The organism is Hydrogenophaga sp. SL48 (assembly GCF_021729865.1).
In the GTDB taxonomy this organism is placed as follows: Bacteria; Pseudomonadota; Gammaproteobacteria; order Burkholderiales; family Burkholderiaceae_C; genus Hydrogenophaga.
In genome coordinates this window covers 3466400-3488023 of sequence record NZ_CP063400.1, presented here as the reverse complement: position 1 = coordinate 3488023, position 21624 = coordinate 3466400, and the positions used below count along the sequence as shown (strand labels likewise).

The window sequence follows — 21624 nt, the reverse complement described above, 5'->3', positions numbered from 1 at the left end:
CGCCAGGCCAACGCCCCACACCGAATCTGAGCCTTTGAAAACACAAGCCATGCCTTCCTCCTCCTTTTCCAGTCGCGCCTTGCTCATCGGCGCCTTCCTCCTGGGCCTGTTCGCCATCGGCTGGGTGGGCTTCGGCTTCATCGGCACCGCCAGCTGGCTCGCCCTGGGCATGACGGTGGCCATCGCCGCCGCCTACCTGCTGGGCGCGCAAGAAATCCGCCGCTTCCGCAGCGCCAGCACCGGCCTCGCCCAGGCGCTCGCCACCATCCCGCAGCCGCTGGGCAGCCTCGCCGACTGGCTGGCCCGCGTGCCCGCGCCGCTGCAGAACGCCGTGCGCCAGCGCGTCGAGAGCGGGCGGGGTGCGCTGCCCGGCCTGGCGCTCACGCCCTACCTCATCGGTCTGCTGGTCATGCTCGGCATGCTCGGCACTTTCCTTGGCATGGTGGTCACCTTCAAAGGCGCCGTGTTCGCGCTCGAAGGCTCGGCCGATCTGGGCGCCATCCGCGGCGCATTGGCCGCACCCATCAAGGGCCTGGGCATTTCCTTTGGCACCTCGGTCGCCGGTGTGGCCAGCTCGGCCATGCTGGGCCTCATGTCGGCCATCGCCCGCCGCGAGCGTTTGGATGCGGCCCGCGCGCTGGAGCAACACACCGCCGGTGCGCTGCGCCCCTTCACCGCCGCCTTCATCGCCGCAGAGAACCGCGACCACACCTTCGCCGCGCTGCAGCGCCAGGCCGACGCGCTGCCCCAGGTCGTCACGCAGCTGCAGGCGCTCATGGAGCAGGTGGAGCGCCGCCACCAGCAGCTGGATGAACAGCTCACCGCCCGGCAAGACCAGTTCCACCGCGAAGCCGCCGCCGCGTACACCGGCCTCGGCCAGTCGGTGGCGCAGACGCTCAACGAGAGCCTGTCGTCCAGCGCCCGCGTGGCCAGCGACAGCATCAAGCCCGTGGTGGAAAACGCCATGGCCGCCATCGCGCAGGAATCCACCCGCCTGCACGAGCGCGTGAGCGCCGCGGTGCAGACGCAGCTGACCGGCCTGTCCACCCAGTTCGCCGCCACCACCGGCACCGTGGCCGAAGGCTGGAACGCTGCGCTGCAGAACCACGCTCGCACCAGCGAGCAACTGGTGAGCGGCCTGGGCAACGCCTTGGAGCAGTTCAACACCAGCTTCGAGGCCCGCGCCGGCCAGCTGCTGGCCAACGTGCAGCAGACCACGGCGCAGCAGCACAGCGAGCACGCCCAGGCTGAAGCGCAGAAGCTGGCCGCGTGGACCACCGCGCTGCAAGGCATGGCCAGCAGCCTGCAGGCCGAGTGGCAGCAGGTGGGCGCGCACCACCTCGCGCAGCAGCAGGCCGTGTGCCAGACGCTGGAGCACACCGCCAGCGCCATCCAGCACAGCGCCAGCGAACAGGCCATCCGCAGCATGGAGAGCGTGGCCCGCCTGCTGGCGCAGAGCGAAGCGCTCGTGTTGGCCCGCACCGAGTCGGAAGCGCAGTGGACGCAACAACACGGCCAGCGCATGGATCAGCTTGCAGCCCTTTGGCGCAGCGAACTCAGCGCCCTGCGCAGCGAAGAAGCCGCGCGCGGCCAGTCCGCCGTGGATCGCCTGGGCAGTCTCCAGGCCGAGCTGGCCTCGCAACTGCAAACCCTGCGCACCGAAGAAGCCGCGCGCCAGCAAGCCACCGCCGAGCAAGCCGCTGCGCTGCACAGCGACATCAGCACCCAGCTGCAAGCGCTGCGCACCGAAGAAAGCACGCACCTGCAAGCCCTGCGCAGCGAAGAAGCCGCGCGCGGCCAGGCCGCCGTGGAGCGCCTCGCCAGCCTGCAAGCCGAGCTGGCCACGCAATTGCAAACCCTGCGCGCAGAAGAAGCCACCCGCCAGCAAGCCGCCGCCGAACAGGCCGCCGCGCTGCACAGCACCATCAGCACCCAGTTGCAAACATTGCGGGCCGAAGAAGCCACCCACCTGCAAACCCTGCGCAGCGAAGAGGCCGCGCGCGGCCACGCTGCCGTGCAGCGCCTCGGCGAGCTGCAGGCCGCGGTCACACAGCACCTGGCCACGCTCGGCACCTCGCTCGAAGCACCCATGTCGCGCCTGCTCGAAACGGCTTCCGAAGCGCCCAAGGCCGCGGCCGAAGTCATTGGCCAGCTGCGCGGCGAAATGAGCCGACTCACCGAGCGCGACAACGTCGCCCTGCAGGAGCGCACCGAGCTGGTGGCCCACATCAGCAGCCTGCTGCAGAACGTGCAGCAGACCACGGGCGAGCAGCGCGCCGCCATCGAATCGCTGGTCGCGTCCGCCACCACCGTGCTCAACCAGACCGGTGCGCAGTTCGCGCAGACCCTGGGCGCGCAGGCCGGCAGGGCCGACGAGCAGACCGCGCAAATCGCCACCAGCACCGCCGAACTCGCTGCGCTGGGAGAAGCCTTCCAGCAAGGCGTGGCGCTGTTCAGCAGCACCAACGAAAAGCTCGTCGACGGCCTGCAACGCGTCGAAGGCGCCATTGGGCAGCACATGGCGCGCAGCGACGAACAGCTCGCCTACTACGTGGCTCAGGCGCGCGAGGTGATCGACTTGAGCATCAGCGCGCAGCAAGGCATCGTGGAAGACATGCGCCTGCTGCGCACCAGCAAGCCCGTGGCCGCCAAGGCCGCCGCGCCTGCGGTACAAGGGGCCGCGTGATGAACTCCAGCGTGGACGACACCGCCATCGACGACGGCCTCGGCGAGACCGCGCCCGTCTGGGCCGTGTTCGGCGACCTCATGTCCGGCGTGGTCGGCGCGTTCGTGCTCATCCTCATCGGCGTGCTGCTGGTGCAGATGGACCTGGTGAGCAGCCTGCAGTCCGAGATCGCCAAACGCCAGCAGGAGGAAGCCCGCCGCATGGCGCTGGAAAGAGCGCTCGCCATTCCGCTGCAGAGCGGCCGCGTCACGCTCAACAACGGCCGCATCGGCATCAGCGGCAGTGTGCTGTTCGACTTCAACTCGGATGAATTGCGCCCCGAAGGCCAGCAGCTGCTCAAGAGCCTGGTGCCGCCGCTGGAGGTGTACCTCGGCGAGCGCGACGAGATGCTCATGGTGAGCGGTTTCACCGACGACAAAACCGTCGTCAAAGGCCCCCACCAGCGCTTCGAAGACAACCTGGAGCTCTCGGCACAGCGCGCGCTCACCGTGACGCGCACGCTCGTCAAAGAAGGCATGCCGCGCCAGCGCGTGTTCAGCGCCGCCTTCGGCGCCGAACAGCCCGTGGCCAGCAACGCCGATGAAAAGGGCCGAGCGCTCAACCGCCGCGTGGAAATGGCCCCCGTGCCCCGCGCCGCGCCCACGCCGAGCACGGCCGCGCCTGCGGTGGTTACCGCCAAGCCATGAACACCCGCGGCGATCCTGATCGTCTCCCTCCCCCAAAGGAGGAAGGAGCCAGCCCAGCGCAGCGGGCTGCACCTTCCCCCCTCGCCGCCCTCAACGCCCACATCGCCCAGGCCAGCCAGGCCGCAGCGGGCGGACACCCACCCAGCGGCGGGAAGTGGCCCGAACTGCGAAGCGCCCAACGTTTCCGCGAGACCTGGGAGCGCCTGGGCGCCGAAGCAGCCGTGGTGAAGGCCACGCACCGCGCCCCCGAAAACGCCGGCCCGCTGAACTCCCACATGCTCGTGCTGCGCACGCTCGGCCTCATGCGCGAGCTCTCGCCGCACTACCTGCGGCGCTTCCTCTCCCACACGGAAACCCTGCTCTGGCTGGAGCAGGCGCAGGCCCTGCTCAAGGCGCCGGCTGGCAAGGGCAAGGCGGTGAAGGCGGCTCGACAGAAGAAGTGAAGACGCCGGCCATGGCGGCTCGGAAAGCCCATGGGGCTGGTGCAAGAACAAGTGGGGGCGTATCGTGGCAACCCCCCGCGCGCTCATCGCTGAGTTCCCTGGCCCCGACCGGTCGGCGACCGATGGCCCCGCTGTGCAACACACAGGAGAACCCCATGTCTTACATCGACGGTTTCGTGATCGCGGTCCCGACCGGGAAACAGCAGCAGTTCATTGCCCACGCCAACACGGTGGACAGCGCCTTCATCGATCACGGCGCGACGCGGGTGGTCGAGTGCTGGGGGGCCGATGTGCCCAAAGGCAAGACCACCGACTTCCAGGGCGCGGTGGCGGCGCAGGACGACGAGACGGTGGCGTTCTCGTGGATCGAGTGGCCCGACAAGGCCACGCGCGACGACGTGATGGGCCGGATGGCCGAACTGGCCAAGACCGACGAGCGCTGCGACCCGGCGAAGAACCCGATGCCGTTCGACGGCAAGCGGATGATCTATGGCGGCTTCGAGCCGATCGTCGAACAAGGCGGAGCGGCCGCCGACAGCTACGTCCAGGGCTTCGTCATCCCGGTCCCGGCGGGCCGGCGCGAGGACTACCGCAAGCTGGCCGAAGACGCGTGGGTGATGTTCAAGGATTGCGGTGCGTTGCGCGTGGTCGAAGCCTGGGGCGACGACGTGCCCGATGGCAAGCTCACCGACTTTCGCCGCGCCGTGAAGGCCGAGCCGGGCGAGAACATCGTGTTCGCTTTCATGGAATGGCCGTCGCGCGAAGTCTGCGACGCCGCGCACGACAAGATGATGACGGACGAGCGCATGAAGCCGCCCGAGGGCATGGACTGGCCGTTCGACGGCAAGCGCATGATTTTCGGCGGGTTCACCCGCGTCGTGACGATGGAGCAATGACATGAGCAACCCCAAGGGCGATTTCATCTGGTACGAGTTGCTGACCACCGACGCCGACGCTGCGCAGCGCTTCTATGGCGATGTGATCGGCTGGAAGGCGAGCGACAGCGGCCAGCCGGGCGTGGACTACCGCATCCTCGACGCGGGTGACGGCCTGGCGGGTGGCCTGATGCAGATCAATCAACAGATGCCCGGTGCGAAGCCGGTCTGGCTCGGTTATGTCGGGGTGCCCGACGTCGACGCCGCGGTCGCCGACTGGACGGCCGCAGGCGGCAGCGTGCAGATGCCCGCGATGGACATCCCGAACGTCGGGCGGATCGCGATGCTCGCCGATCCGGACGGCGTGCCGCTGTACGTGATGCGTGGCGCCAGCGATGCGAGCAGCACCGCGTTTCGCGTCGCCGATGCGCGCCATGTGCGCTGGAACGAGATCGCCGCCAAGGACGATGCGGCGGCGCTCGGTTTCTACCAGGCGCGCTTCGGCTGGGCAGCGGTCGACACCATGCCGATGGGCGAACTGGGCGACTACCACCTGCTCGCCGCCAACGGGGTCCGCACGGGCGCCTTGATGCGCAGCCCGGCCGGCCAGGAACCGCGCTGGCTCTACTACTTCGGGGTCGATGACATCGATGCGGCGATGGAGCAGATCAAGGCGGGCGGCGGCCAGGTGCTCAATGGCCCGCACCAGATTCCCGGCGGCGAATACAGCCTTCATGCGCGCGACCCGCAAGGCGCTGCCTTCGGCCTCGTCGGCCCGCGGATTGCGCCGCGGTGACCGGGCAGCCGCCCCCGAGCCAGGCGGCACGCCCGTGAAGAAACAGGCGCTCAGGGGCGAGCGGCAAGCCCGGCGCCGGCCTGTGCGGCGAGCCAGTCCTTGAAACAAACGGTACCCAGGCGAGGGTTGGCCCCGGGCACGAGCGTGCTGTCCTGGATCTCGGCGCCGAAGTAGCGTGCCTCTGGATCGGCGACGACGGTGCGGGGGGCGCGAATGGCCGTCAGGTAGGTTTGCACCAGATCGGACAACCGGAACCGTTCGGGGCCGGCCACCTCGATCACGCCGTTGACCGGTGCCGCGAGGGCCGCTTCGGCCACGGCGGCGGCGATGTCGCCGGATGCAATCGGCTGGATGCTGGCCGGGGACAGCTTGACCGTCTTGCCGTCGGCTGCCGTGCCCGATTGCGCGATGCCGGCGACGAACTCGAAGAACTGGGTCGATTGCACGATGGTGTACGGCACGCCGCCCTGCCGGATCAGCCGTTCTTGCGCGGCCTTGGCCCGGAAGTAGCCGCTTTGCTGGAGCCTGTCGGTGCCCACCACCGAGAGCGCCACGTGGTGCCCGATGCCCGCGGCCCGTTCCGCGGCCAGCAGGTTGCGGCCCGAGGTCTCGAAGAAGGCGAGCACGGCTGCGTCTTCGAACGATGGCGAGTTCGCCACATCAATCACCACCTGAGCGCCCGCCAGCGCGTCGGCCAGGCCCTCGCCCGTGAGGGTGTTCACCCCCGACTGCGGTGAGGCCGCCAAGGCCTCGTGTCCACGCGCTTGGAGCAGGGCGACGAGCTTGGAACCGATCAGGCCGGTTCCTCCGATCACAATGATTTTCATGATGAGGTGTCCTGGGTTCAGTTGAGGTTGGCCTTGTCGAGGCCGAACGCGGCGTCGTACGCCCCGGGCACGGTCTTGAAGGCCACGTTGGCGCGGTTCCACGCATTGATCGACATCACGATGAAGGTCAGGTCCGAGAGCTCTTTTTCGGAGAACTGCGTGCGCACCCGCTCATAGAGTTCGTCGGGCACACCGTGCTCCGGTATTCGGGTCAGCACCTCGGTCCAGGCGAGTGCTGCGCGCTCACGCGGAACGAACAGCGTCGACTCGCGCCAGATCGCCAGATGGTGCAGGCGCAGGGGCCGTTCGCCGTGGATCGTGGCCTGCTTGATGTGCATGTCGACACACAGGCCGCAACCGTTGAGCTGTGAGGCCCGGATCTCGACCAGGTGGCGGATGCCCTCCTCGATGGCGCTGTGGTTCAGTGCGGTGCTGAAGGCGACGAACTTCTTGAAGAATTCGGCGGACTGTTCGGCGTAGTTGATGCGTTGGGTCATGGTGAGCTTCGCTTTCATTCAGGGTTGTGAGACACACCCTGAAGACGCGCGAACCCTGCCGGTTGTGACAAACCTCGTCAGACCGGTTTCAACGCCATCGCCATGTGGCGCAGCTTGTCCGGGTTGCGCTGTGCGTGGATGCGCACGATGCGCTCGCCGTCGGTCTCGAAGGATTGCACCGATTCGAGAACGCCATCGATGAAACGCAGCAGGCCCCACTGCCCGTTGATGACCGCGAGCTCGACCTGCACCGCTTCCTTGAAGCGCAGACGGGTCGCATAGAACAGTTGAGCAATGCGCGCGCCACCCAGAAGGGGTTTGCCGAAACTCGGGACCTTGCCTCCACCGTCACCGATCAACTCGGCGTCCTCGCTCAACAGGGACTTCATGGCGTCGAAACTGCCATGGGTCAGGGCTTCTGCGAACTGGCTGAGCACACGAAGGTGCGCCTCGGGTGCCACGGTGAAGCGGGGCCGGGCTTCGCGCAACTGGGCCTTCGCGCGGCTCACCAGCTGGCGGCAGGCCGCTTCGCTCTTGCCGATGGTGCGCGCCACCTCGTCGTAGTCCGCGTCAAACACCTCGCGCATCAGGAACGCCGCCCGCGCTTCGGGTGTCAGGCGCTCCAGCAGGGTCAGAAAGGCGACGGAGAGGTCTTCCGCGCGCTCCAGCACCTGATCGGGCGATGGGGGTGATTCCGCCAGTTGCGGTTCCGGCAACCAGAAGCCCACGTAGTGCTCCCGCTGCACTTTGGCCGAGCGCAGGCGGTCGATGGCCATGCGGGTGGTGGTGGTGACCAGCCAGGCCTCGGCGTTCTCTATGGTGGACCGGTCGGCATCGTGCCAGCGCAGCCAGGCGTCCTGGACGACCTCTTCGGCCTCGGCGATGGAGCCGAGCATCCGGTAGGCAATGCCCTGCAGGCGCCGGCGTTGGCGCTGGAAGGTGTGGGTGGCGTCGTCCATGGTGGCGTCAACCTTACATGATGGTCGGGTGGGAAGTGGGGTCGCAAAGCTGTTTGCTGCATCAGACGTTTGTGGCCGGCGTTTTGTGACATGGGTGGTCCACAAGTTGGTCTGTGTGTTCGCAGCATTGCCCGGCCTGGCCCGGCCCGGCGTCATGTCCCCCGGGCGTCGTTCCACCGCCAGCGCCTCGTTGCACTTCTCGAAACAGCGGCCGCGAACACCCTCCAGCAAGGGTGGTGCCACCAGCCGCACCGACCGCGGTGCCTTGTCCGGGTGTATTCCGGCGTTCCCAGGGTGTCTTGAGTCCGCCGGAATGGACGGCATTGCCAAAGATGCCCTCGTGGGCGAGTGGCTTCAAGGACCCGCCGTGGTCGGTGCGCGGGTCCATGTCACGGTCAAAGGCGGGCGCACCCGGCATCGACGCACGGCTCAAATTCCATCGCTGCATCCGCGAGCGCACAGTCCGCTCTGTATCCGTCTGTAAAACCCCGCCAAGAACCCCAATGGCTCTCCCATGCAGGGGATGACGCTCTCCCATGTGGGGGATGCCGCCAACGCCGATGACTCGCACACTGAAGGCGCTCGTTTCCCACGACGCACCCGGCGTCTGCGGACCGATCTCCCACCCCCATCACCGAGGAGTCGCCATGGCCAAAACACCCAACCCGGGTGCGGACAGCAATGCCCCCACCACCCCTTCGACCGATCGCGCCGCCGCCGCAGCGGCGCGTCTGTCCGCCGATTTTGATGCCGTGGAATCAGCGGTCATCGGCAAGCTCGGCGCCGCGCGACTGGCGGCATTGAGCGGCACACCGGTCAAACGCCTGGCCGGTCAGCCGATGGCCGAGCTGAAGGCCAGGCTGGGCCATGTGCTGGACCCGCGCTGGCTCTTCATGCAGCGGGTGTGCGGCAAGGTGGTGCGCACCGACGCGACCACGGGCCGCGTGATGCCTGTGCCGCTGGCCACCGTGCAGGTGGAAGACACCGACTGCTCGCTGTTCGCCTACCACCCCATGGGTTCACAGTGGAGCTGGCTGTTCCCTTTCAAATGCCGGCGCGAGGTGATCGCCACCGTGAAGACGGACGCGTGCGGCAACTTCTGTGTCTGGATTCCGCGCTTCGACATCGACTGGGTGCTGCGCTGGCGCACGCTGCGGCTGTGTTTTCCGGTGCTGTTCGAGCGCCCGAACTGGCGCGAACTGCTGGACGATCTGCGTGAGCGCATGCCGGTGCTCACCGAGCGCGACCCGCGAGGTCCCGTCCCCGGGCCGGACCCGGCGCCCGACTTTGCGGCGCTGCGTCGCAGCGCGCTGATGAGCGACTCGCGTGCGGCCGAGGCCCTGGCTCGCTTCGAAACCATGCCGGGCAGCGCCTTTGGCGAAGACACCTCGGCGCTCGACCAGGCGCTGGACGCACCGGCCGCGCTGCGCATGGCGCCGCCGCTGCCTGCCGACTTCCTGGCCGACACGGACAAGAAGGACGGGCTGTCGCGCGTGGCGCTGGACAGCGTGGCCGCGCAGCTGAAGCTGGACCCAAAAGGATTCGAAGGCTTTGACCCTAGGCGCTGGATCGGCCCGATGCGGCGGTGTGTGAACGTGCGCATGCCGGAGTGGGTGCCCATCATCGACGTGCCCGACATCACCTTCCGCGTGCTGCAGGACGTGAACGGCGACGGCGTGGAAGAGGTGATCTACGGCGAGAGCCACTTCGACGTGCGCTGGAACGCCGGCAACCTGCCCTTCGTGACGCTGGAGGCGGACCCGAGCGCCCGTGTGGCGCCCGACTGTTTGCCCGACGCGCAAATCCCTTGCGGCAACGCGCCCGCCATTGTCATGGCCGGGCGCTTGCCGCTCACCGGCGACCCGAGCACCTTCGATGGCGCCACGGGCTACAACCTGCGCACCAACCGCCCGCACCCCTCGGGCACCAGCGCCGATGCGCTGCCCAACCCGGCGGCTCGCTCCCCGGCCCACGGCAAGCTGTCGCTGCTGGGCTGCCACCGCACGCACCCGGGGGCCACGCACTACCGCGTGCTGTACCGCCACCGCGCGCCGGGCAGCGCAGCCTTTGGCCCGCAGACGCCGTTTGTGGGCGTGAGCTGGTGGCTCTATCGGCTCAATGGCGCCGGCGTGGGTGAGTGGCACGCGCCCACCAGCGACGCCAACGGCTGGTACCCGATCAACCTGCCCGCCGGGCCCAACAGCTGGCTGCCCAGCGAACAGCTGCTGCTCGACTGGCCCACGGGTGGCGCCTATCCCGATGGCACCTACGAGCTGGTGCTGCAGGTGGGCACGCCGCCCGGCAATGTGCTGTCGAGCGCGGCGCCGGTGTTGATGGCGGTGGACAACCACGCGCCGGGGTTCGTGTTCGACATCGCGTGGCGCAAGGCCGGCGACAGCGACTGGCTGCCCATCGGCGGCAACTGCCCGGTGGTGCGCCGTGGTGCCTCGGCGGTGGCGGTGGAGTTCCGGGTCACGATGGACGTGCACAGCGAGCACTTCCGCAACGCCTACTTCCACCCGACGGTCTGCGGCAACGTGGGCATGGTGCGCACCAGCGGCGTGGGCGGCGGCGACGGGCCGCTGGGCTTCGAACACTGGCACACCTCGGTGGGCGACCAGGGCGGGCTGATGCAGGCGGTGTACACGCTGCCGGCCAATGCAGCCCAGGGCACCTACGGCTTCTTTGCCCGCAGCGTGTCGCGTGCCTTCGACACCAACGAGGTCATGGCGCCGCCGACACCGGCCTTCGAGTACGAGGCGATGCGCGTGTACCAGGACACGAGCCGCGTGTTCGCGGTGTTCAACGCCGACTGAGTCTGCGCATGGAACTCGGCTTCGGCCCGGAGCCACCGTGGTTTGAAGCGGTGCTCTCGGTGCTGGCCGTGTGGCGCCTGGCCCGGCTGGTGGCGCTCGAGCGGGGTCCGTTCGACCTCGTCTCTCGCTTGCACGTCGCCGCGGCCGGCACGCCGCTGGCCGATGGCCTGGCCTGTGTGCACTGTCTCGGTGTCTGGCTGGCGATGCCGCCCGCGGCCCTGCTGGCGCCCGGCTGGGTGGGGGGCTTGCTGCTGTGGCTGGCCTTGGCCGGCGGTGCGAGCGCGATGGAACTGGCTGTGGGAGAACGATCATGAGCTGCTGTCAAAGACCCCCGGTGACCATGCCCGACCGCTGGGCCGCTGCGGGTTCGGCTCCACCGCCGGCGGTCACGGCGGTGATGCCCGAGCGCCTGCGTTTCAACGGCGCCCGGGCGCTCAGCCTCCCGGTGGGCCACCGCCGGGTGCTGGCCCGGCCGGGGGAGGAGCTGCAGGGTCTGAGTGGTGCCGAGCGCGAGGTGTTGTGGCGCACCGGCCTGTTCGGTCCGGTGGTCTGAGCGACCGCTTCACGCCGTAGGGAAAGTGGTCGTCTGCTGGGCGGGCAGTTTGGTCATGGCGGTGTTGAACAGGGCGTGTGACCGCCACCCGCTCAACCAGCCCTTGAGGGCTGACAAGGGGTGCGCCTCCAACCACCCTGGCTCCACCGCAGCGAACTGTCGCACGAACGGAAAGATGGCGATGTCGGTGGCGCATGGAGTTTGGCCGGCCAGCTGGCCGGTGCTTTGCAGCTGCGCGTTCAGCGGCTTCAACAGCACGTCCACCGCCTGCTCGCGGTGATGCGCTCTGGAATCCACGCCATCGAAGCGCTCGGGGTATTTGTAGCGGTCCAGATGGTGTTTGAACGCGCCATCGCAGACCGCCAGCAGCTCGAGGTTCGCGGCGCTTTGCGCACGCGCCCACCAGCCCTCGACGTCGCCGGTTTCCACAAAGGCCCAGCGCATGATGTCCAGGCTCTGTTCCAGCACCTGCCCGTCTGGCAGCCGCAGCACGGGCACCGTGCCCTTGGGTGAGAGGGCCAGCATCTCCGCGGGTTTGTCGCGCAACACGATCTCGAACGCATCAAACGCCACGCCCGCCTGCAACAAGGCCATCCGTGCGCGCATGGCGTAGGGGCAGCGCCGGTAGGTGTAGAGCAGCGGGGTGGGGGTCATGGGGGGCTGCGGTGTGCTTCGTTGTGCCAGACAGGCGAGGGTTGGGCAAGGCCGGCGCTTCACTTCACATACCGCCGCAAGCCCTTCACCAGCGCATCAAACGCCGCCTTGCAACGCGGGCTGTTGCGCAGGCCTTCGTGCATGGCCACCCAGGTGGTCAGCTTCATGGACAGCCGCGTGGGCAGCACGCGCACCAGGTTCGGGTCGCGGCGGGCGAGGGCGGTCTGGCACACGCCGATGCCGGCGCCGGCGCGCAGCAGGGCCAGCTGGGCCAGATCGCTGTCGCAGCGCCAGTGGAAGTTGTCGCGTTGCCAGATCGGCAGCTTGGTGGCGGCGCTGCGCAGGAACGGGGTCTCGCGGTCGAAGCCGATCAGCACATGGTGGGCCAGATCGGCCACCGACGCGGGCTGGCCATGGCGTTCGAGGTAGCTGCGGTGGGCGTGCAGGCCCAGCTCCACGTCGCCCACGCGGGTGGCGAGCAGCACGTCTTGCTGGGGCGGGGTCATGCGCACGGCGATGTCCACCTCGCGGCGCACCAGGTCTTGCAGGGCGTTGCTGGTCACCAGCTCGACGCGCAGTTCCGGGTGTTGCGCCTGCAGCGCAGCCAGCAGGGGCGGCAACACCTCCACGCCCATCACTTCGCTGGCGGAGATGCGCACCGTGCCACGCACGCCTTCGCCCAGGCTGCGCGCGCTGCGCTCCAGCGAGGCCGCCATGTTGTGCATGGCTTCAGCGCCGTCGCGCAGCGTGAGCGCGGCTTCGGTGGGCAGCAGGCCGGCCTGCGAGCGCGTGAACAGGGTGGTGCCCAGCGCGGCTTCGAGCAGCGCCACATGGCGGCCCACCGTGGGCTGCGTGAGGCCCAGCGCCCGCGCCGCGCCGGAGAGCGAGCCTTCTTCCAGCACCGCCAGCAACGAGCGGTACAGCTCCCATCCAATGGTCTTGTCCATCAAAAAACGTATAGCGGCTGTTCAGGCTTGGGCAATTTCTTTTTGCCCGCGAAACGCCGACCATAACCCCATCACTGCCCCATCACCACTTTTTCAGGAGTTTTTCATGTCGGATTCATCAACGGTCTTGGTGCTCGGTGCCAGCGGCGGCATCGGCGGGGAAATGGCCCGCCTGCTGCTGGCGCGGGGCTGGCGGGTTCGCGCCATGAAGCGCGGGCTGGGGGTGGCGCGTCTCGAGCAGGGTGGCATCGAATGGGTAGAGGGCGACGCGCTGCAGGCGGCCGACGTGATGGCCGCAGCGCAGGGCTGCTCGGTCATCGTGCACGCGGTGAACCCGCCCGGCTACCGCCGCTGGGCCGAGTGGGTGCTGCCCATGATCGACAACACCATTGCGGCCGCGCAGGCCCAGGGCGCCACGGTGGTGCTGCCGGGCACGGTCTACAACCACGGGCCCGACGCGTTCCCGCTGATTGCCGAAGACGCGCCGCAGAACGCCCACACCCCCAAGGGCCGCATTCGCGTGGAACTGGAGCAGCGCCTGGCCAGCGCCGCACAGGCGGGTCGCATGAAGGTCATCGTGGTGCGCGCCGGCGATTTCTTCGGCCCCCGCGCGGGCAACAACTGGTTCAGCCAGGGCATGGTCAAGCCCGGGCGCGCGGTGCGCAGCGTGAACACCCCGGCCGCTGCCGGCGTGGGCCACCAGTTCGCCTACCTGCCCGACGTGGCCCGCACCATGGCCGAGCTGCTGGACCGCCGCGACACCCTACCGGCCTTCGCCAGCTTCCACATGGCGGGCCACTGGGACGCCACGGGCACCGCCCTGGCCGAGGCCGTGCAGCGCGCCGTGGTGCGCCGGGGTGGCGCAGTGCCGGCCATGCGGCCGTTTCCCTGGTGGCTGGTGCAACTGGCCTCGCCCTTCGTGACCACCTTCCGCGAACTGCTGGGCATGCGCTACCTGTGGCAACAGCCGGTGCGTCTGGACAACCGCCGGCTGGTGCAGCAGCTGGGCCACGAACCGCACACCCCGCTGGACGAAGCGGTGGAGGCCACGCTGGTGGGTCTGGGTTGCCTGCCGCCGGATGGCGTGCCCATGCCGGTGCAAGGGGCACACGCCTGAAGGGGGCGGGCGCGCTCACCGCGTACCATCTCCCCATGACCCAAGACACCCAAGACCCGATCCACGAAGACCGCGTGTGGAGCGACGAGCACTGGACCGCTCGCGTGATCAAGAACGAAGACGACGATGGCTGGGCGGTGGCCATGTTTCTGGACGGCCAGGTCGAGCCCGCGCTGGTGGGCCCCTGGACCATGGGGCGCAACAAAAAGGACCCCAAGCCGCTGGACACCAGTGCGTTCAACACGCTGGTGAAGACGGCCAAGGAGGTGATCCGCCGCTCGGAACAGCAGCGCCACGCCGAGCTGAACAAGAGCGTGAGCATCACGGTGGGTGGCCAGCGCATCCGCGTGGAGCTGGCCATCGTGCCCGACGAAGAGGGCGCCACCGCCACCCTGCGGGCGCTGAATGAATTCGACGAAGAGCTGACGCTGGTGTCCGCGCCGCCGACCTTCAAGCTCAACGCAAACAGCGCCGAGGCCTGGGTGGTCTCGGGTTTCGAAAAGCCGCGCTCATGATCGACGGACTCATTGCCGGCCGCCTGATGGGCGACGCCTCCCGCCGCGTGGACAAGGCGGGCCGCACCTACATCGTGGCGCGCGTGCTGGCGCGCAACAAGATGGACGAGGAGTTCATCGTCAACGTGATCGCGTTCGACGAAGCGCCCTGCGCGGCGCTGCTGGCGCTGGCCGATGGCGAGGCGCTCACGCTCTCGGGCGCGCTGACACCCAAGGTGTGGACCGACAAACAGGGCATCGCCCGCCCGAGTCTGGATTTGATCGCCGCGCAGGTGATGACGGCCTACCACGTGAGCCGCAAGCAGGCGGCGCTGGGTGGGGCTGAGGGCGAGTCGCTGTAGCCACAGGTCCCGCCCGGGGTGACCTATTCACCTCCCAACACAAAAAAACAGACCATTCGCCGCCCGGGGGGCCATAATGCACTCCGCGCTGGCCATCGAGTCCGCGCATTTTCAAGGTGATCGGTCAGTTTCGCGCGCTACGGCGGCACTCTCGGGTTTGTTGAGCTTTCGGGACCCCATCGCTTTTGTGTTTCTGTTTTTTTGGAGTCCCCTATGGGCAATAAACTTTACGTCGGCAACCTGCCGTACACCGTCCGTGACGAAGACCTGCAACAGTCCTTCAGCGAGTTCGGCTCGGTCACCAGCGCCAAGGTCATGATGGAACGCGACACCGGTCGCTCCAAGGGCTTTGGTTTTGTCGAAATGGGCAGCGATGCCGAGGCACAAGCCGCCATCAAGGGCATGAACGGTCAGTCGCTGGGTGGCCGCAGTGTCACGGTGAACGAAGCCCGTCCGATGGAAGCACGTCCTCCCCGCACCGGCGGCTACGGCGGTGACCGTTCGGGCGGCGGCGGTGGTTACGGCGGTGGCGGCGATCGCTCCGGTGGTGGCGGCTACGGCGGTGGCGGCGATCGCGGCGGCTACGGCGGTGGCGGTGGTGGTCGCGGCGGCTACTGAGCCCTGCGCACCTGACGGTCTCAGCCCCGCGCTGAGACCAGCCAAAAGGCTTCGGAACTTCGGTTTCGAGGCCTTTTTTCTTGGGCGCTTGGGGCGCGTCGTCCAGCCGCCTGCCACGGTGCGGCACAGGCGCTGCCGGGCCGGCTTTGCCGGACGGCCAGTGCCGTCCGTTGGGGGTGGCGCGAAGCGCTGCGGGGGTGTTTCGCTTCAGGTGTGGATGTCCCTGGTGAAGAGATCGTTGAGGCCATGGTCTGGGAGGCGAATGCCTTGAGCATGGTGGTGGCTCCTCTCGGGTGGTGGGGTGGCTGACAGGAAATCGTGCCGCCGGACACAAGGCGCAGATGCGGCCTGCGCGCGGTTATGCTGCACGCCTCGGGAATGACCCCGGGAGGATTTTCCGAACGCCATGGACATTCACCGACCGCTGCCTTGATCGATCTGTCGAGCCTTTCCCATGCACCGCTGTGGCCCGAGCCACCGTCCATCGTGGCCGCGCGCGCGAAGATGGCCATGCGGCTGTCCTGGATGACGGCGGCACTGGGGCTGGGCTTGTTCGCGGTGGATCGCTTCACGGGCGTGCCCGCCACGGCGGACAGCATGATGACGCTGGTGCTGGCGGTCATGGGCGCGCTGTCCTGGGGGCTGCTGAAGGTCCGCCGCTACAACAGCGTGGCGTGGCTGCTGGTGGTGTTCCTGTTCGGCATGGCGGCGGCATCGACCTGGTTTTTCGGGTCGGTGCGAACGGTCAACATCGCGCTGATCCTGATGGGGCAGGTGGCGTCGGGGATTTTCCTGAGCCGCCGTGGCCTGGTCTGCACCACGGCCGCCGCGATCGCCTTGCTGGGGGGGCTGACCTGGGCCGAGGCCGCGGGCCTGCTGGCCGGCCAGCCGCGTTTTGTGGTGGGCTGGCGCACCTGGATGACACAGAGCATGAGCCTGGTGGGCGTGGCCGCGATGATGTACCTGAACCGGACGCAGATGCACATGGCGCAGGCCATGCACCTTCGCGAAGCGACGCAGCGCCTGAGAGCCCAGCTCGACCGGGACCTCGGGCAGGACCGGTTCTCGCGCCTGTTCCAGTCCAGCCCCACGCCGATCTTTGTGCAGTCGTCGCGCACGGGCTTGATCCTGGACGTGAACAAGGCCTTCGAGCGCACGCTGGGCCACGCGCGCAAGGACGTGTTGAACCGGCGCGACGGGTTCCTGTGGTTGCCGGACGAGGAGCACCAGCGCTTTGTCCGCGCCCGCCGGGCCTCACGGCGCATCGGGTGGCACCCGATCACGGCGCTGTGCCGCGACGGCCGGCCGCTCGCCCTGCAGATCAGCAGCGAGCGGGACGACGACCCGGACGACGGGTTGCTGATCACGGCGTTGCGCGTGCCCGGCAGCATGACCGGTGGGTTGCCGACCTTGCATGCCCCGCTGGAGCCCTGGCCCCATGCTTGATTCGCGCCCCCTGGAAGACCCCGCCGACATCCGCAAGGACCAGCGGCGGCGCAGCCGCCGCAGCGCGCGCTGGGTGATGGTGGCCATCGCGCTGTTGATGCTGGGCATGGCGCTGGTCGACCACCTGCTCGCCCCACCCGGGGAGTCGCGCTCGTTCATCTCCCTCTCGTTGGGCGGGGTGGCGTTGCTGTACCTGATGCTGCAGTCGCGGCCACGCCGGTGGGAGAGCCCGCTGATGGTCATGGGCGTGCTGGTGTTCACCGTCTGGGCGGTGCACAGCTACGGCTCGGTGCGCTCGGCCTCGACCCAGGCCCTGCTGGGGGCGGTGGTGATGGCGGGCACCTACCTGAGCCTGCGCGCGCTGTGGGCGACCACCGCTGCGGGCGTGCTCATCCTGGGCGGGTTGACCTGGGCGGAGGCCGGTGGGCATCTCGTGAAAGCCGGCTTCGCGCCCGACCTGCGGTTCTGGCTGATGGGCAGCGTCATCATCGCGGTGATCGGGGCGCTGCTGCACCACACGCGCAAGGCGACCGACGAGGCCTACCTGCGGCAGCTCAACCAGATGGAAGAACGCCTGCGGCTGGAGCACGAGCGGGACCGGTCCCAGCGCCGGTTCCAGCGCATCTTCCGGCTCAACCCCACCGCGCTCATGATCCAGTTTGCGGGCACACGGACCGTGCTCGAGGTCAATCCGGCGTTCGAGCGTGACTTTGGCTACCCGGTCGATCAGCTCGTGGGCCGGTCGGCCGGGACATTCTGGGCCGACGAGCCGTCGTGGCAGGCGCATTGCCAGCGCCTGTTCGAAACGGGGCGCACCGGGTGGCAGAACGCCGACTGGCGGCGGTCCGATGGCCAGGTGATCGAGGTGCTGGTCAGCAGCGAACTGAACGAAGACCCGGGCGGCTTGATGATCCTCACCACGGTGGTGGATGCGCCAGACGCGCAGGGCGCCAGCGGCGCGCTCACCGCCTGATGCGGTGCCCGGTCTTGAACACCCACCACACCACACCCAGACAGGCGAACATGAACATCAGCGTCATGCCGGTGCTGATGCCGATGTGCACGTCGGCCGCGCCGTAGAAGGCCCAGCGCAGGCCGCTGATGAGGTAGACCACCGGGTTGAACAGCGACACCGTCTGCCACGGCTCGGGCAGCATGCTGATGCTGTAGAACGCGCCGCCCAGGAAGGTGAGCGGGGTGATGACCAGCAGCGGGATCACCTGCAGTTTCTGGAAGCTGTCGGCCCACAGGCCGATGATGAAACCGAACAGGCAGAAGGTGATGGCCGTGAGCAGCAGGAAGCCGACCATCCACACCGGGTGCGCGATCTCATAGGGCACGAACGCGCGCGCGGTCAGCAGGATCAGCACGCCGAGCAGCAGGCTCTTGCTGGCCGCCGCGCCCACGTAGCCCAGCAGCACCTCGACCCAGTTCACCGGCGCACTCAGCAGCTCGTAGATGGTGCCCGACCATTTGGGCATGTAGATGCCGAAGGCCGCGTTGGAGATGCTTTCGCTCAGCAGCGAGAGCATGAGCAGGCCGGGGATGATGTAGGCGCCGTAGCTCACACCGCCGATGTCACCCATGCGCGAGCCGATGGCCGAGCCGAAGACGATGAAGTAGAGCGAGGTGCTGAGCACGGGCGCGATGATGCTCTGCGCCCAGGTGCGGAAGGCGCGGTTCATCTCGAACATGTAGATGGCGCGCACGGCGTGCAGGTTCAAACCCATCATCTTCAAACGCTCGCTTTCTGTTGGTCTTTTGGTTCGTGCACCAGGCTCACGAAGATGTCTTCGAGCGAGCTTTCGCTGGAGCGCAGGTCTTTGAAGCCGATGCCCTGCGCGCCCAGCGCGGCCAGCAGCTCGGCGATGCCGGTGTCGTCTTTCTGCGCGTCGAAGCTGTAGGTCAGCGTGAGGCCGTCGGCCGAGAGCGCGAGCGGCCACGGGGCCAGCGAGGGCGGCACCGCCGCCAAGGGGTGCTGCAGCGAGAGCGCCAGCTGCTTCTGGCCGAGCTGGCGCATGAGCACCGCCTTGTCTTCCACCACGATCAGCTCGCCCTTGCGGATCACGCCGATGCGGTCGGCCATGTCTTCGGCCTCTTCGATGTAGTGCGTGGTGAGGATGATGGTGGTGCCCGCGTCGCGCAGCTCGCGCACCAGGCGCCACATGTCGTGCCGCAGCTCCACGTCCACGCCCGCGCTGGGCTCGTCGAGGAACAGGATCTTGGGCTCGTGCGAGAGCGCCTTGGCGATCAGCACGCGGCGCTTCATGCCGCCCGAGAGCGTCATGATCTTGTTGTCTTTCTTGTCCCAGAGCGAGAGGTCTTTCAGGATCTTCTCGATGTAGGCCGGGTTGGGCGCCTGGCCAAACAGGCCCCGACTGAAGCTGACCGTGGCCCACACGGTTTCAAACGCGTCGGTGTGCAGTTCCTGCGGCACCAGGCCGATGGTGGCGCGGGCTTTCCGGTAGTCGCGCACGGTGTCGAAGCCGTCGGCGGTGATCGTTCCCTCGCTGGCGTTGACCATGCCGCAGATGACGCTGATGAGCGTGGTCTTGCCCGCGCCGTTGGGCCCGAGCAGCGCAAAGATCTCGCCGCGCCGGATGTCGAGGTTCACGTTCTTCAGCGCCTGGAAGCCGCCGGCATAGGTCTTGCTGACGCCGTGCACGCGGACGATGGCGTCGGCGGAATCGACCGCGACTGGGGATGGGGTCATGGTGGGCTGGCTGTGTTTGGGGGTGGGTTGCCGCGCGATTCCGGGCCTCTTGGGGGCGGTGGCAGCGGGGTGGGAAGGGTCCTTTATACCGGTCCGCGAACGGCCTTGCAGCGCCGGGGTTGAGCGCGCACCCGGGGGCGCGGGCGTTGGCCGGCCCGCGCCAGGGCCTCTTTCCCCCGGTCCAGCAGGGATGCCCTCGACGCCCGCCAGTGTCCGCTGCCGCACAGACGGTGACCGGCCGCCCTCCCCACCATCGTGCGATGACACGCCTGACCACGTCCCCGTCGCCCGCGCGAGCGGGCCATGCCCCGGCAGACACGCTGTTCACCCAGGTGCTGGCCCACCTGCCCGAAGGCATTTGGGTCTGCGATGTGCAGAGCCACACCCTGCACCGCAACCCGGCGGCGATCGCCATCTGGGACGGTGTGCGCGACGCCGACGTGAGCCGCTTTCCCGGCTGCCTGGGCTGGTGGGCCGACACCGGCCGCCCGATCGGCGACGACGAATGGGGCAGCACGCGGGCCCTGAAGGCGGGCGAAGCGGTGATGGACGAGCGGGTGGAGATCGAGACCACCGAGGGCGTGCGCAAGGTGCTGCTGACCTCCTACATCCCCTTGAAGGGCGGTGACGGCGCGTGCCCGGGTTGCCTGGTGCTCATCAAGGACATCACCACGCTGCACCGCACCGAGCACCGCCTGAGTGGCGCCGAGGCCTCGTTGCGGGTGCTGTCGCAGCGGCTGCTGCAGGTGCAGGAGGCCGAGCGCCAGCACATCGCGCAGGAGTTGCACGACGACATCGGCCAGGTGGTCGCGGCGATGCGGCTGCACCTGGCGCACATGGTCGAGGTGGCCGGCGGCGACGCGATGGCCGGGATGGCGGGCCGCGTGCTGCAGATGTCGGACCAGCTCGGGGTGCGCGTGCGCCAGATCGGTCGGGGCCTGCGCCCGCTGGAACTGGACGACTTCGGCATCCTGGCCGCGCTGCGCAGCCTGGTGGCGTCGCTGGGACAGCTGCCGACGCTGGTGGTGCGGCTGCAGGCCGAGGGCGGGGCGCTGCGCTACCCGCCCGGGGTGGAGACGGTGGCCTTCCGCATCGTGCAGGAAGCGCTGAGCAACGCCATGCGACACAGCGCCTGCACGGCGGTGGACATCCGGGTGACCCTGACGCCTGACCGCCTGCAGCTCAGCATCACCGACGACGGCGTCGGCTTCGAGCCGGAGCGGGCGGTGGTGGCCGCGCTGCGCAACGGGCACATCGGCCTGGCCGGCATTCAGGAGCGCGCGCGCCTGGCGGGCGGTTCGTGCGAGCTGCGCTCCGGGGCCGGGCAGGGCACCACGGTGCACGCGGTGTTTGACACCGGCGCGGAGGCGCCCTGAAAGGGCTGCGGATCGACGATCACGCCCGGTTTCGCGCAGGGCAGGGGACAGGTCCGGCCTGACCAGCGGCCTTGTGCCCGGCGGAGGACAGAACCTATACTGGCATTTTGTACAGTATTGAAGCATGACCACCGTCCGCATCCCCGTGCAGGCCATCAAGGGCCGTGGCGTGGCCCAGCAGCAGCCGCACCGCTTCGAGCGCGACACCCGCGCCGCGTTCGACGACGGCTGGGGCACGCTGGACGATGCCGCGGCCGCGGGCGAAGAAGCGCCCGCGCCGGCCACGCAGGTGACGTTTGAAGACGCTAAGAGCGCCATCACCCGCAACGATTCGCCCGACATCGGCTTCACCCTTGGCCTTAACCCCTACCGGGGCTGCGAGCACGTTATGGAGCGTGAGAAATTGCTTTACCAGGAGCAGTGAAGGAGTTCGGCGACCGGGCTCCATTTCCAGAGTTGCTTCTTACCTGCTTGTCTGCGCCCCTGTGGGACAGCTCACTTCACCCATCAATGTTGAAGCAGGCGAGACTTTTCCACGGCGGCGGTCGTCGCCTGCGACGAACGGACCGCCGCGGTGGGAAAGTCGTCGGTGGAGCGCCAAGTGCTGGGAGGGGGTCAGGGGGAGGGATATCGCTTGTGGATAACCTTGATAGGCAATTCCAATAGCGGTGGTTGTCGATGAGATACAGGTCAGCTCTAGAGGCGTCTTCTTGCCCCTCAAGAATTTCTGCATCGCAGCTCTCTGTCTGCCAGTGCATT

Annotated in this window: 23 protein-coding genes and 1 pseudogene; 17 read left to right on the top strand and 7 right to left on the bottom strand. The window is 68.3% G+C overall.

The window, feature by feature from the left end:
- Positions 1-49: 49 nt before the first annotated feature.
- The 6 genes and pseudogenes from IM738_RS16490 (at position 50) to IM738_RS16465 (ending at position 5486) form a co-directional block, all read left to right on the top strand.
- On the top strand, positions 50-2686 hold the full coding sequence (locus tag IM738_RS16490) for a DUF802 domain-containing protein (protein ID WP_236962110.1): 2637 nt from the start codon (positions 50-52) through the stop codon (positions 2684-2686).
- A complete protein-coding gene (locus tag IM738_RS16485; RefSeq protein WP_236962109.1) occupies positions 2686-3372 on the top strand; it encodes an OmpA family protein in 687 nt (228 codons plus the stop codon). The genes IM738_RS16490 and IM738_RS16485 overlap by 1 nt, the downstream gene beginning before the upstream one ends.
- The gene (locus IM738_RS16480) at positions 3369-3815 is read left to right on the top strand and encodes a DUF2894 domain-containing protein (RefSeq protein WP_236962108.1); all 447 of its coding nucleotides are present in this window, start codon (positions 3369-3371) and stop codon (positions 3813-3815) included. Before IM738_RS16485 ends, IM738_RS16480 begins: the two co-directional genes overlap by 4 nt.
- Before the next feature lie 155 nt (positions 3816-3970).
- Positions 3971-4330: pseudogene (locus IM738_RS16475) on the top strand (DUF1428 domain-containing protein); the annotation flags it as partial.
- Positions 4322-4711 (top strand): DUF1428 domain-containing protein, encoded by a 390-nt coding sequence (locus IM738_RS16470; RefSeq protein ID WP_236966339.1) that lies wholly within the window; start codon positions 4322-4324, stop codon positions 4709-4711. The pseudogene IM738_RS16475 and the gene IM738_RS16470, both read left to right, overlap by 9 nt.
- A 1-nt stretch (position 4712) precedes the next feature.
- Entirely contained in the window at positions 4713-5486 is a 774-nt protein-coding gene (locus IM738_RS16465) for a VOC family protein (protein ID WP_236962107.1), read from the top strand.
- 50 nt (positions 5487-5536) lie between these two features.
- Here the strand turns inward: IM738_RS16465 and IM738_RS16460 are convergent, their stop codons facing one another.
- The 3 genes from IM738_RS16460 to IM738_RS16450 form a co-directional block, all read right to left on the bottom strand.
- The gene (locus IM738_RS16460; protein WP_236962106.1) at positions 5537-6313 is read right to left on the bottom strand and encodes an SDR family oxidoreductase; all 777 of its coding nucleotides are present in this window, start codon (positions 6311-6313) and stop codon (positions 5537-5539) included.
- Between the two features lie 17 nt (positions 6314-6330).
- The gene (locus IM738_RS16455; protein ID WP_177136283.1) at positions 6331-6810 is read right to left on the bottom strand and encodes a carboxymuconolactone decarboxylase family protein; all 480 of its coding nucleotides are present in this window, start codon (positions 6808-6810) and stop codon (positions 6331-6333) included.
- Positions 6811-6887: 77 nt separating this feature from the next.
- On the bottom strand, positions 6888-7769 hold the full coding sequence (locus tag IM738_RS16450; RefSeq protein ID WP_236962105.1) for an RNA polymerase sigma-70 factor: 882 nt from the start codon (positions 7767-7769) through the stop codon (positions 6888-6890).
- Between the two features lie 647 nt (positions 7770-8416).
- Between IM738_RS16450 and IM738_RS16445 the strand changes: the two genes are divergently transcribed.
- The 3 genes from IM738_RS16445 to IM738_RS16435 are packed head-to-tail and all read left to right on the top strand — an operon-like array spanning position 8417 to position 11138.
- Positions 8417-10585 (top strand): hypothetical protein, encoded by a 2169-nt coding sequence (locus IM738_RS16445; RefSeq protein WP_236962104.1) that lies wholly within the window; start codon positions 8417-8419, stop codon positions 10583-10585.
- 8 nt (positions 10586-10593) lie between these two features.
- Positions 10594-10899: a hypothetical protein gene (locus IM738_RS16440; RefSeq protein WP_236962102.1), complete on the top strand. Its 306-nt coding sequence runs from the start codon at positions 10594-10596 to the stop codon at positions 10897-10899.
- Positions 10896-11138 (top strand): hypothetical protein, encoded by a 243-nt coding sequence (locus tag IM738_RS16435; protein ID WP_236962101.1) that lies wholly within the window; start codon positions 10896-10898, stop codon positions 11136-11138. The genes IM738_RS16440 and IM738_RS16435 overlap by 4 nt, the downstream gene beginning before the upstream one ends.
- 9 nt (positions 11139-11147) lie before the next feature.
- Here the strand turns inward: IM738_RS16435 and IM738_RS16430 are convergent, their stop codons facing one another.
- Positions 11148-11792 (bottom strand): glutathione S-transferase, encoded by a 645-nt coding sequence (locus IM738_RS16430; RefSeq protein WP_236962100.1) that lies wholly within the window; start codon positions 11790-11792, stop codon positions 11148-11150.
- A gap of 59 nt (positions 11793-11851) precedes the next feature.
- Entirely contained in the window at positions 11852-12739 is an 888-nt protein-coding gene (locus tag IM738_RS16425) for a LysR family transcriptional regulator (protein ID WP_236962099.1), read from the bottom strand.
- A 106-nt stretch (positions 12740-12845) separates the two neighbouring features.
- On the opposite strand from IM738_RS16425, the gene IM738_RS16420 reads away from it, so the two are divergent.
- The 6 genes from IM738_RS16420 (at position 12846) to IM738_RS16395 (ending at position 17749) form a co-directional block, all read left to right on the top strand.
- Positions 12846-13856 carry an NAD-dependent epimerase/dehydratase family protein gene (locus tag IM738_RS16420; RefSeq protein WP_236962098.1) on the top strand — a complete coding sequence of 337 codons (1011 nt, stop codon included), beginning with the start codon at positions 12846-12848 and terminating at the stop codon, positions 13854-13856.
- A gap of 35 nt (positions 13857-13891) precedes the next feature.
- On the top strand, positions 13892-14371 hold the full coding sequence (locus tag IM738_RS16415) for a hypothetical protein (RefSeq protein ID WP_236962097.1): 480 nt from the start codon (positions 13892-13894) through the stop codon (positions 14369-14371).
- The gene (locus IM738_RS16410) at positions 14368-14712 is read left to right on the top strand and encodes a single-stranded DNA-binding protein (protein ID WP_236962092.1); all 345 of its coding nucleotides are present in this window, start codon (positions 14368-14370) and stop codon (positions 14710-14712) included. The genes IM738_RS16415 and IM738_RS16410 overlap by 4 nt, the downstream gene beginning before the upstream one ends.
- A 213-nt stretch (positions 14713-14925) precedes the next feature.
- A complete protein-coding gene (locus IM738_RS16405) occupies positions 14926-15330 on the top strand; it encodes an RNA recognition motif domain-containing protein (protein WP_236962091.1) in 405 nt (134 codons plus the stop codon).
- Between the two features lie 429 nt (positions 15331-15759).
- Positions 15760-16776 (top strand): PAS domain-containing protein, encoded by a 1017-nt coding sequence (locus IM738_RS16400; protein WP_236962089.1) that lies wholly within the window; start codon positions 15760-15762, stop codon positions 16774-16776.
- A complete protein-coding gene (locus IM738_RS16395; protein ID WP_236962088.1) occupies positions 16769-17749 on the top strand; it encodes a PAS domain S-box protein in 981 nt (326 codons plus the stop codon). The genes IM738_RS16400 and IM738_RS16395 overlap by 8 nt, the downstream gene beginning before the upstream one ends.
- On the opposite strand, the gene IM738_RS16390 is transcribed toward IM738_RS16395, so the two are convergent.
- The gene (locus tag IM738_RS16390; RefSeq protein ID WP_236962087.1) at positions 17739-18500 is read right to left on the bottom strand and encodes an ABC transporter permease; all 762 of its coding nucleotides are present in this window, start codon (positions 18498-18500) and stop codon (positions 17739-17741) included. The genes IM738_RS16395 and IM738_RS16390 overlap by 11 nt on opposite strands.
- 11 nt (positions 18501-18511) lie before the next feature.
- The gene (locus tag IM738_RS16385; RefSeq protein ID WP_236962086.1) at positions 18512-19489 is read right to left on the bottom strand and encodes an ABC transporter ATP-binding protein; all 978 of its coding nucleotides are present in this window, start codon (positions 19487-19489) and stop codon (positions 18512-18514) included.
- Positions 19490-19749: 260 nt separating this feature from the next.
- Here IM738_RS16385 and IM738_RS16380 point away from each other — a divergent pair, with 260 nt between their 5' ends.
- Both IM738_RS16380 and IM738_RS16375 read left to right on the top strand, forming a co-directional pair.
- Complete coding sequence (locus IM738_RS16380; RefSeq protein WP_236962085.1) at positions 19750-20865, top strand: sensor histidine kinase; 1116 nt, start codon at positions 19750-19752, stop codon at positions 20863-20865.
- A gap of 124 nt (positions 20866-20989) precedes the next feature.
- Positions 20990-21289, top strand: a complete 300-nt coding sequence (locus IM738_RS16375) for a hypothetical protein (protein ID WP_236962084.1) — start codon at positions 20990-20992, stop codon at positions 21287-21289.
- Positions 21290-21624: the final 335 nt, after the last annotated feature.

What these genes read in the sequence shown, in the direction of transcription:
- IM738_RS16485 (WP_236962109.1), top strand. Translation starts at nt 2,686, where the DNA reads ATGAACTCCAGCGTGGACGACACCGCCATCGACGACGGCCTCGGCGAG.
- IM738_RS16430 (WP_236962100.1), bottom strand. Translation starts at nt 11,792, where the DNA reads ATGACCCCCACCCCGCTGCTCTACACCTACCGGCGCTGCCCCTACGCC.
- IM738_RS16435 (WP_236962101.1), top strand. Translation starts at nt 10,896, where the DNA reads ATGAGCTGCTGTCAAAGACCCCCGGTGACCATGCCCGACCGCTGGGCC.
- IM738_RS16460 (WP_236962106.1), bottom strand. Translation starts at nt 6,313, where the DNA reads ATGAAAATCATTGTGATCGGAGGAACCGGCCTGATCGGTTCCAAGCTC.
- IM738_RS16455 (WP_177136283.1), bottom strand. Translation starts at nt 6,810, where the DNA reads ATGACCCAACGCATCAACTACGCCGAACAGTCCGCCGAATTCTTCAAG.
- IM738_RS16450 (WP_236962105.1), bottom strand. Translation starts at nt 7,769, where the DNA reads ATGGACGACGCCACCCACACCTTCCAGCGCCAACGCCGGCGCCTGCAG.
- IM738_RS16440 (WP_236962102.1), top strand. Translation starts at nt 10,594, where the DNA reads ATGGAACTCGGCTTCGGCCCGGAGCCACCGTGGTTTGAAGCGGTGCTC.
- IM738_RS16375 (WP_236962084.1), top strand. Translation starts at nt 20,990, where the DNA reads ATGACCACCGTCCGCATCCCCGTGCAGGCCATCAAGGGCCGTGGCGTG.
- IM738_RS16385 (WP_236962086.1), bottom strand. Translation starts at nt 19,489, where the DNA reads ATGACCCCATCCCCAGTCGCGGTCGATTCCGCCGACGCCATCGTCCGC.
- IM738_RS16490 (WP_236962110.1), top strand. Translation starts at nt 50, where the DNA reads ATGCCTTCCTCCTCCTTTTCCAGTCGCGCCTTGCTCATCGGCGCCTTC.
- IM738_RS16410 (WP_236962092.1), top strand. Translation starts at nt 14,368, where the DNA reads ATGATCGACGGACTCATTGCCGGCCGCCTGATGGGCGACGCCTCCCGC.
- IM738_RS16380 (WP_236962085.1), top strand. Translation starts at nt 19,750, where the DNA reads ATGACACGCCTGACCACGTCCCCGTCGCCCGCGCGAGCGGGCCATGCC.
- IM738_RS16395 (WP_236962088.1), top strand. Translation starts at nt 16,769, where the DNA reads ATGCTTGATTCGCGCCCCCTGGAAGACCCCGCCGACATCCGCAAGGAC.
- IM738_RS16425 (WP_236962099.1), bottom strand. Translation starts at nt 12,739, where the DNA reads ATGGACAAGACCATTGGATGGGAGCTGTACCGCTCGTTGCTGGCGGTG.
- IM738_RS16465 (WP_236962107.1), top strand. Translation starts at nt 4,713, where the DNA reads ATGAGCAACCCCAAGGGCGATTTCATCTGGTACGAGTTGCTGACCACC.
- IM738_RS16445 (WP_236962104.1), top strand. Translation starts at nt 8,417, where the DNA reads ATGGCCAAAACACCCAACCCGGGTGCGGACAGCAATGCCCCCACCACC.
- IM738_RS16415 (WP_236962097.1), top strand. Translation starts at nt 13,892, where the DNA reads ATGACCCAAGACACCCAAGACCCGATCCACGAAGACCGCGTGTGGAGC.
- IM738_RS16405 (WP_236962091.1), top strand. Translation starts at nt 14,926, where the DNA reads ATGGGCAATAAACTTTACGTCGGCAACCTGCCGTACACCGTCCGTGAC.
- IM738_RS16480 (WP_236962108.1), top strand. Translation starts at nt 3,369, where the DNA reads ATGAACACCCGCGGCGATCCTGATCGTCTCCCTCCCCCAAAGGAGGAA.
- IM738_RS16420 (WP_236962098.1), top strand. Translation starts at nt 12,846, where the DNA reads ATGTCGGATTCATCAACGGTCTTGGTGCTCGGTGCCAGCGGCGGCATC.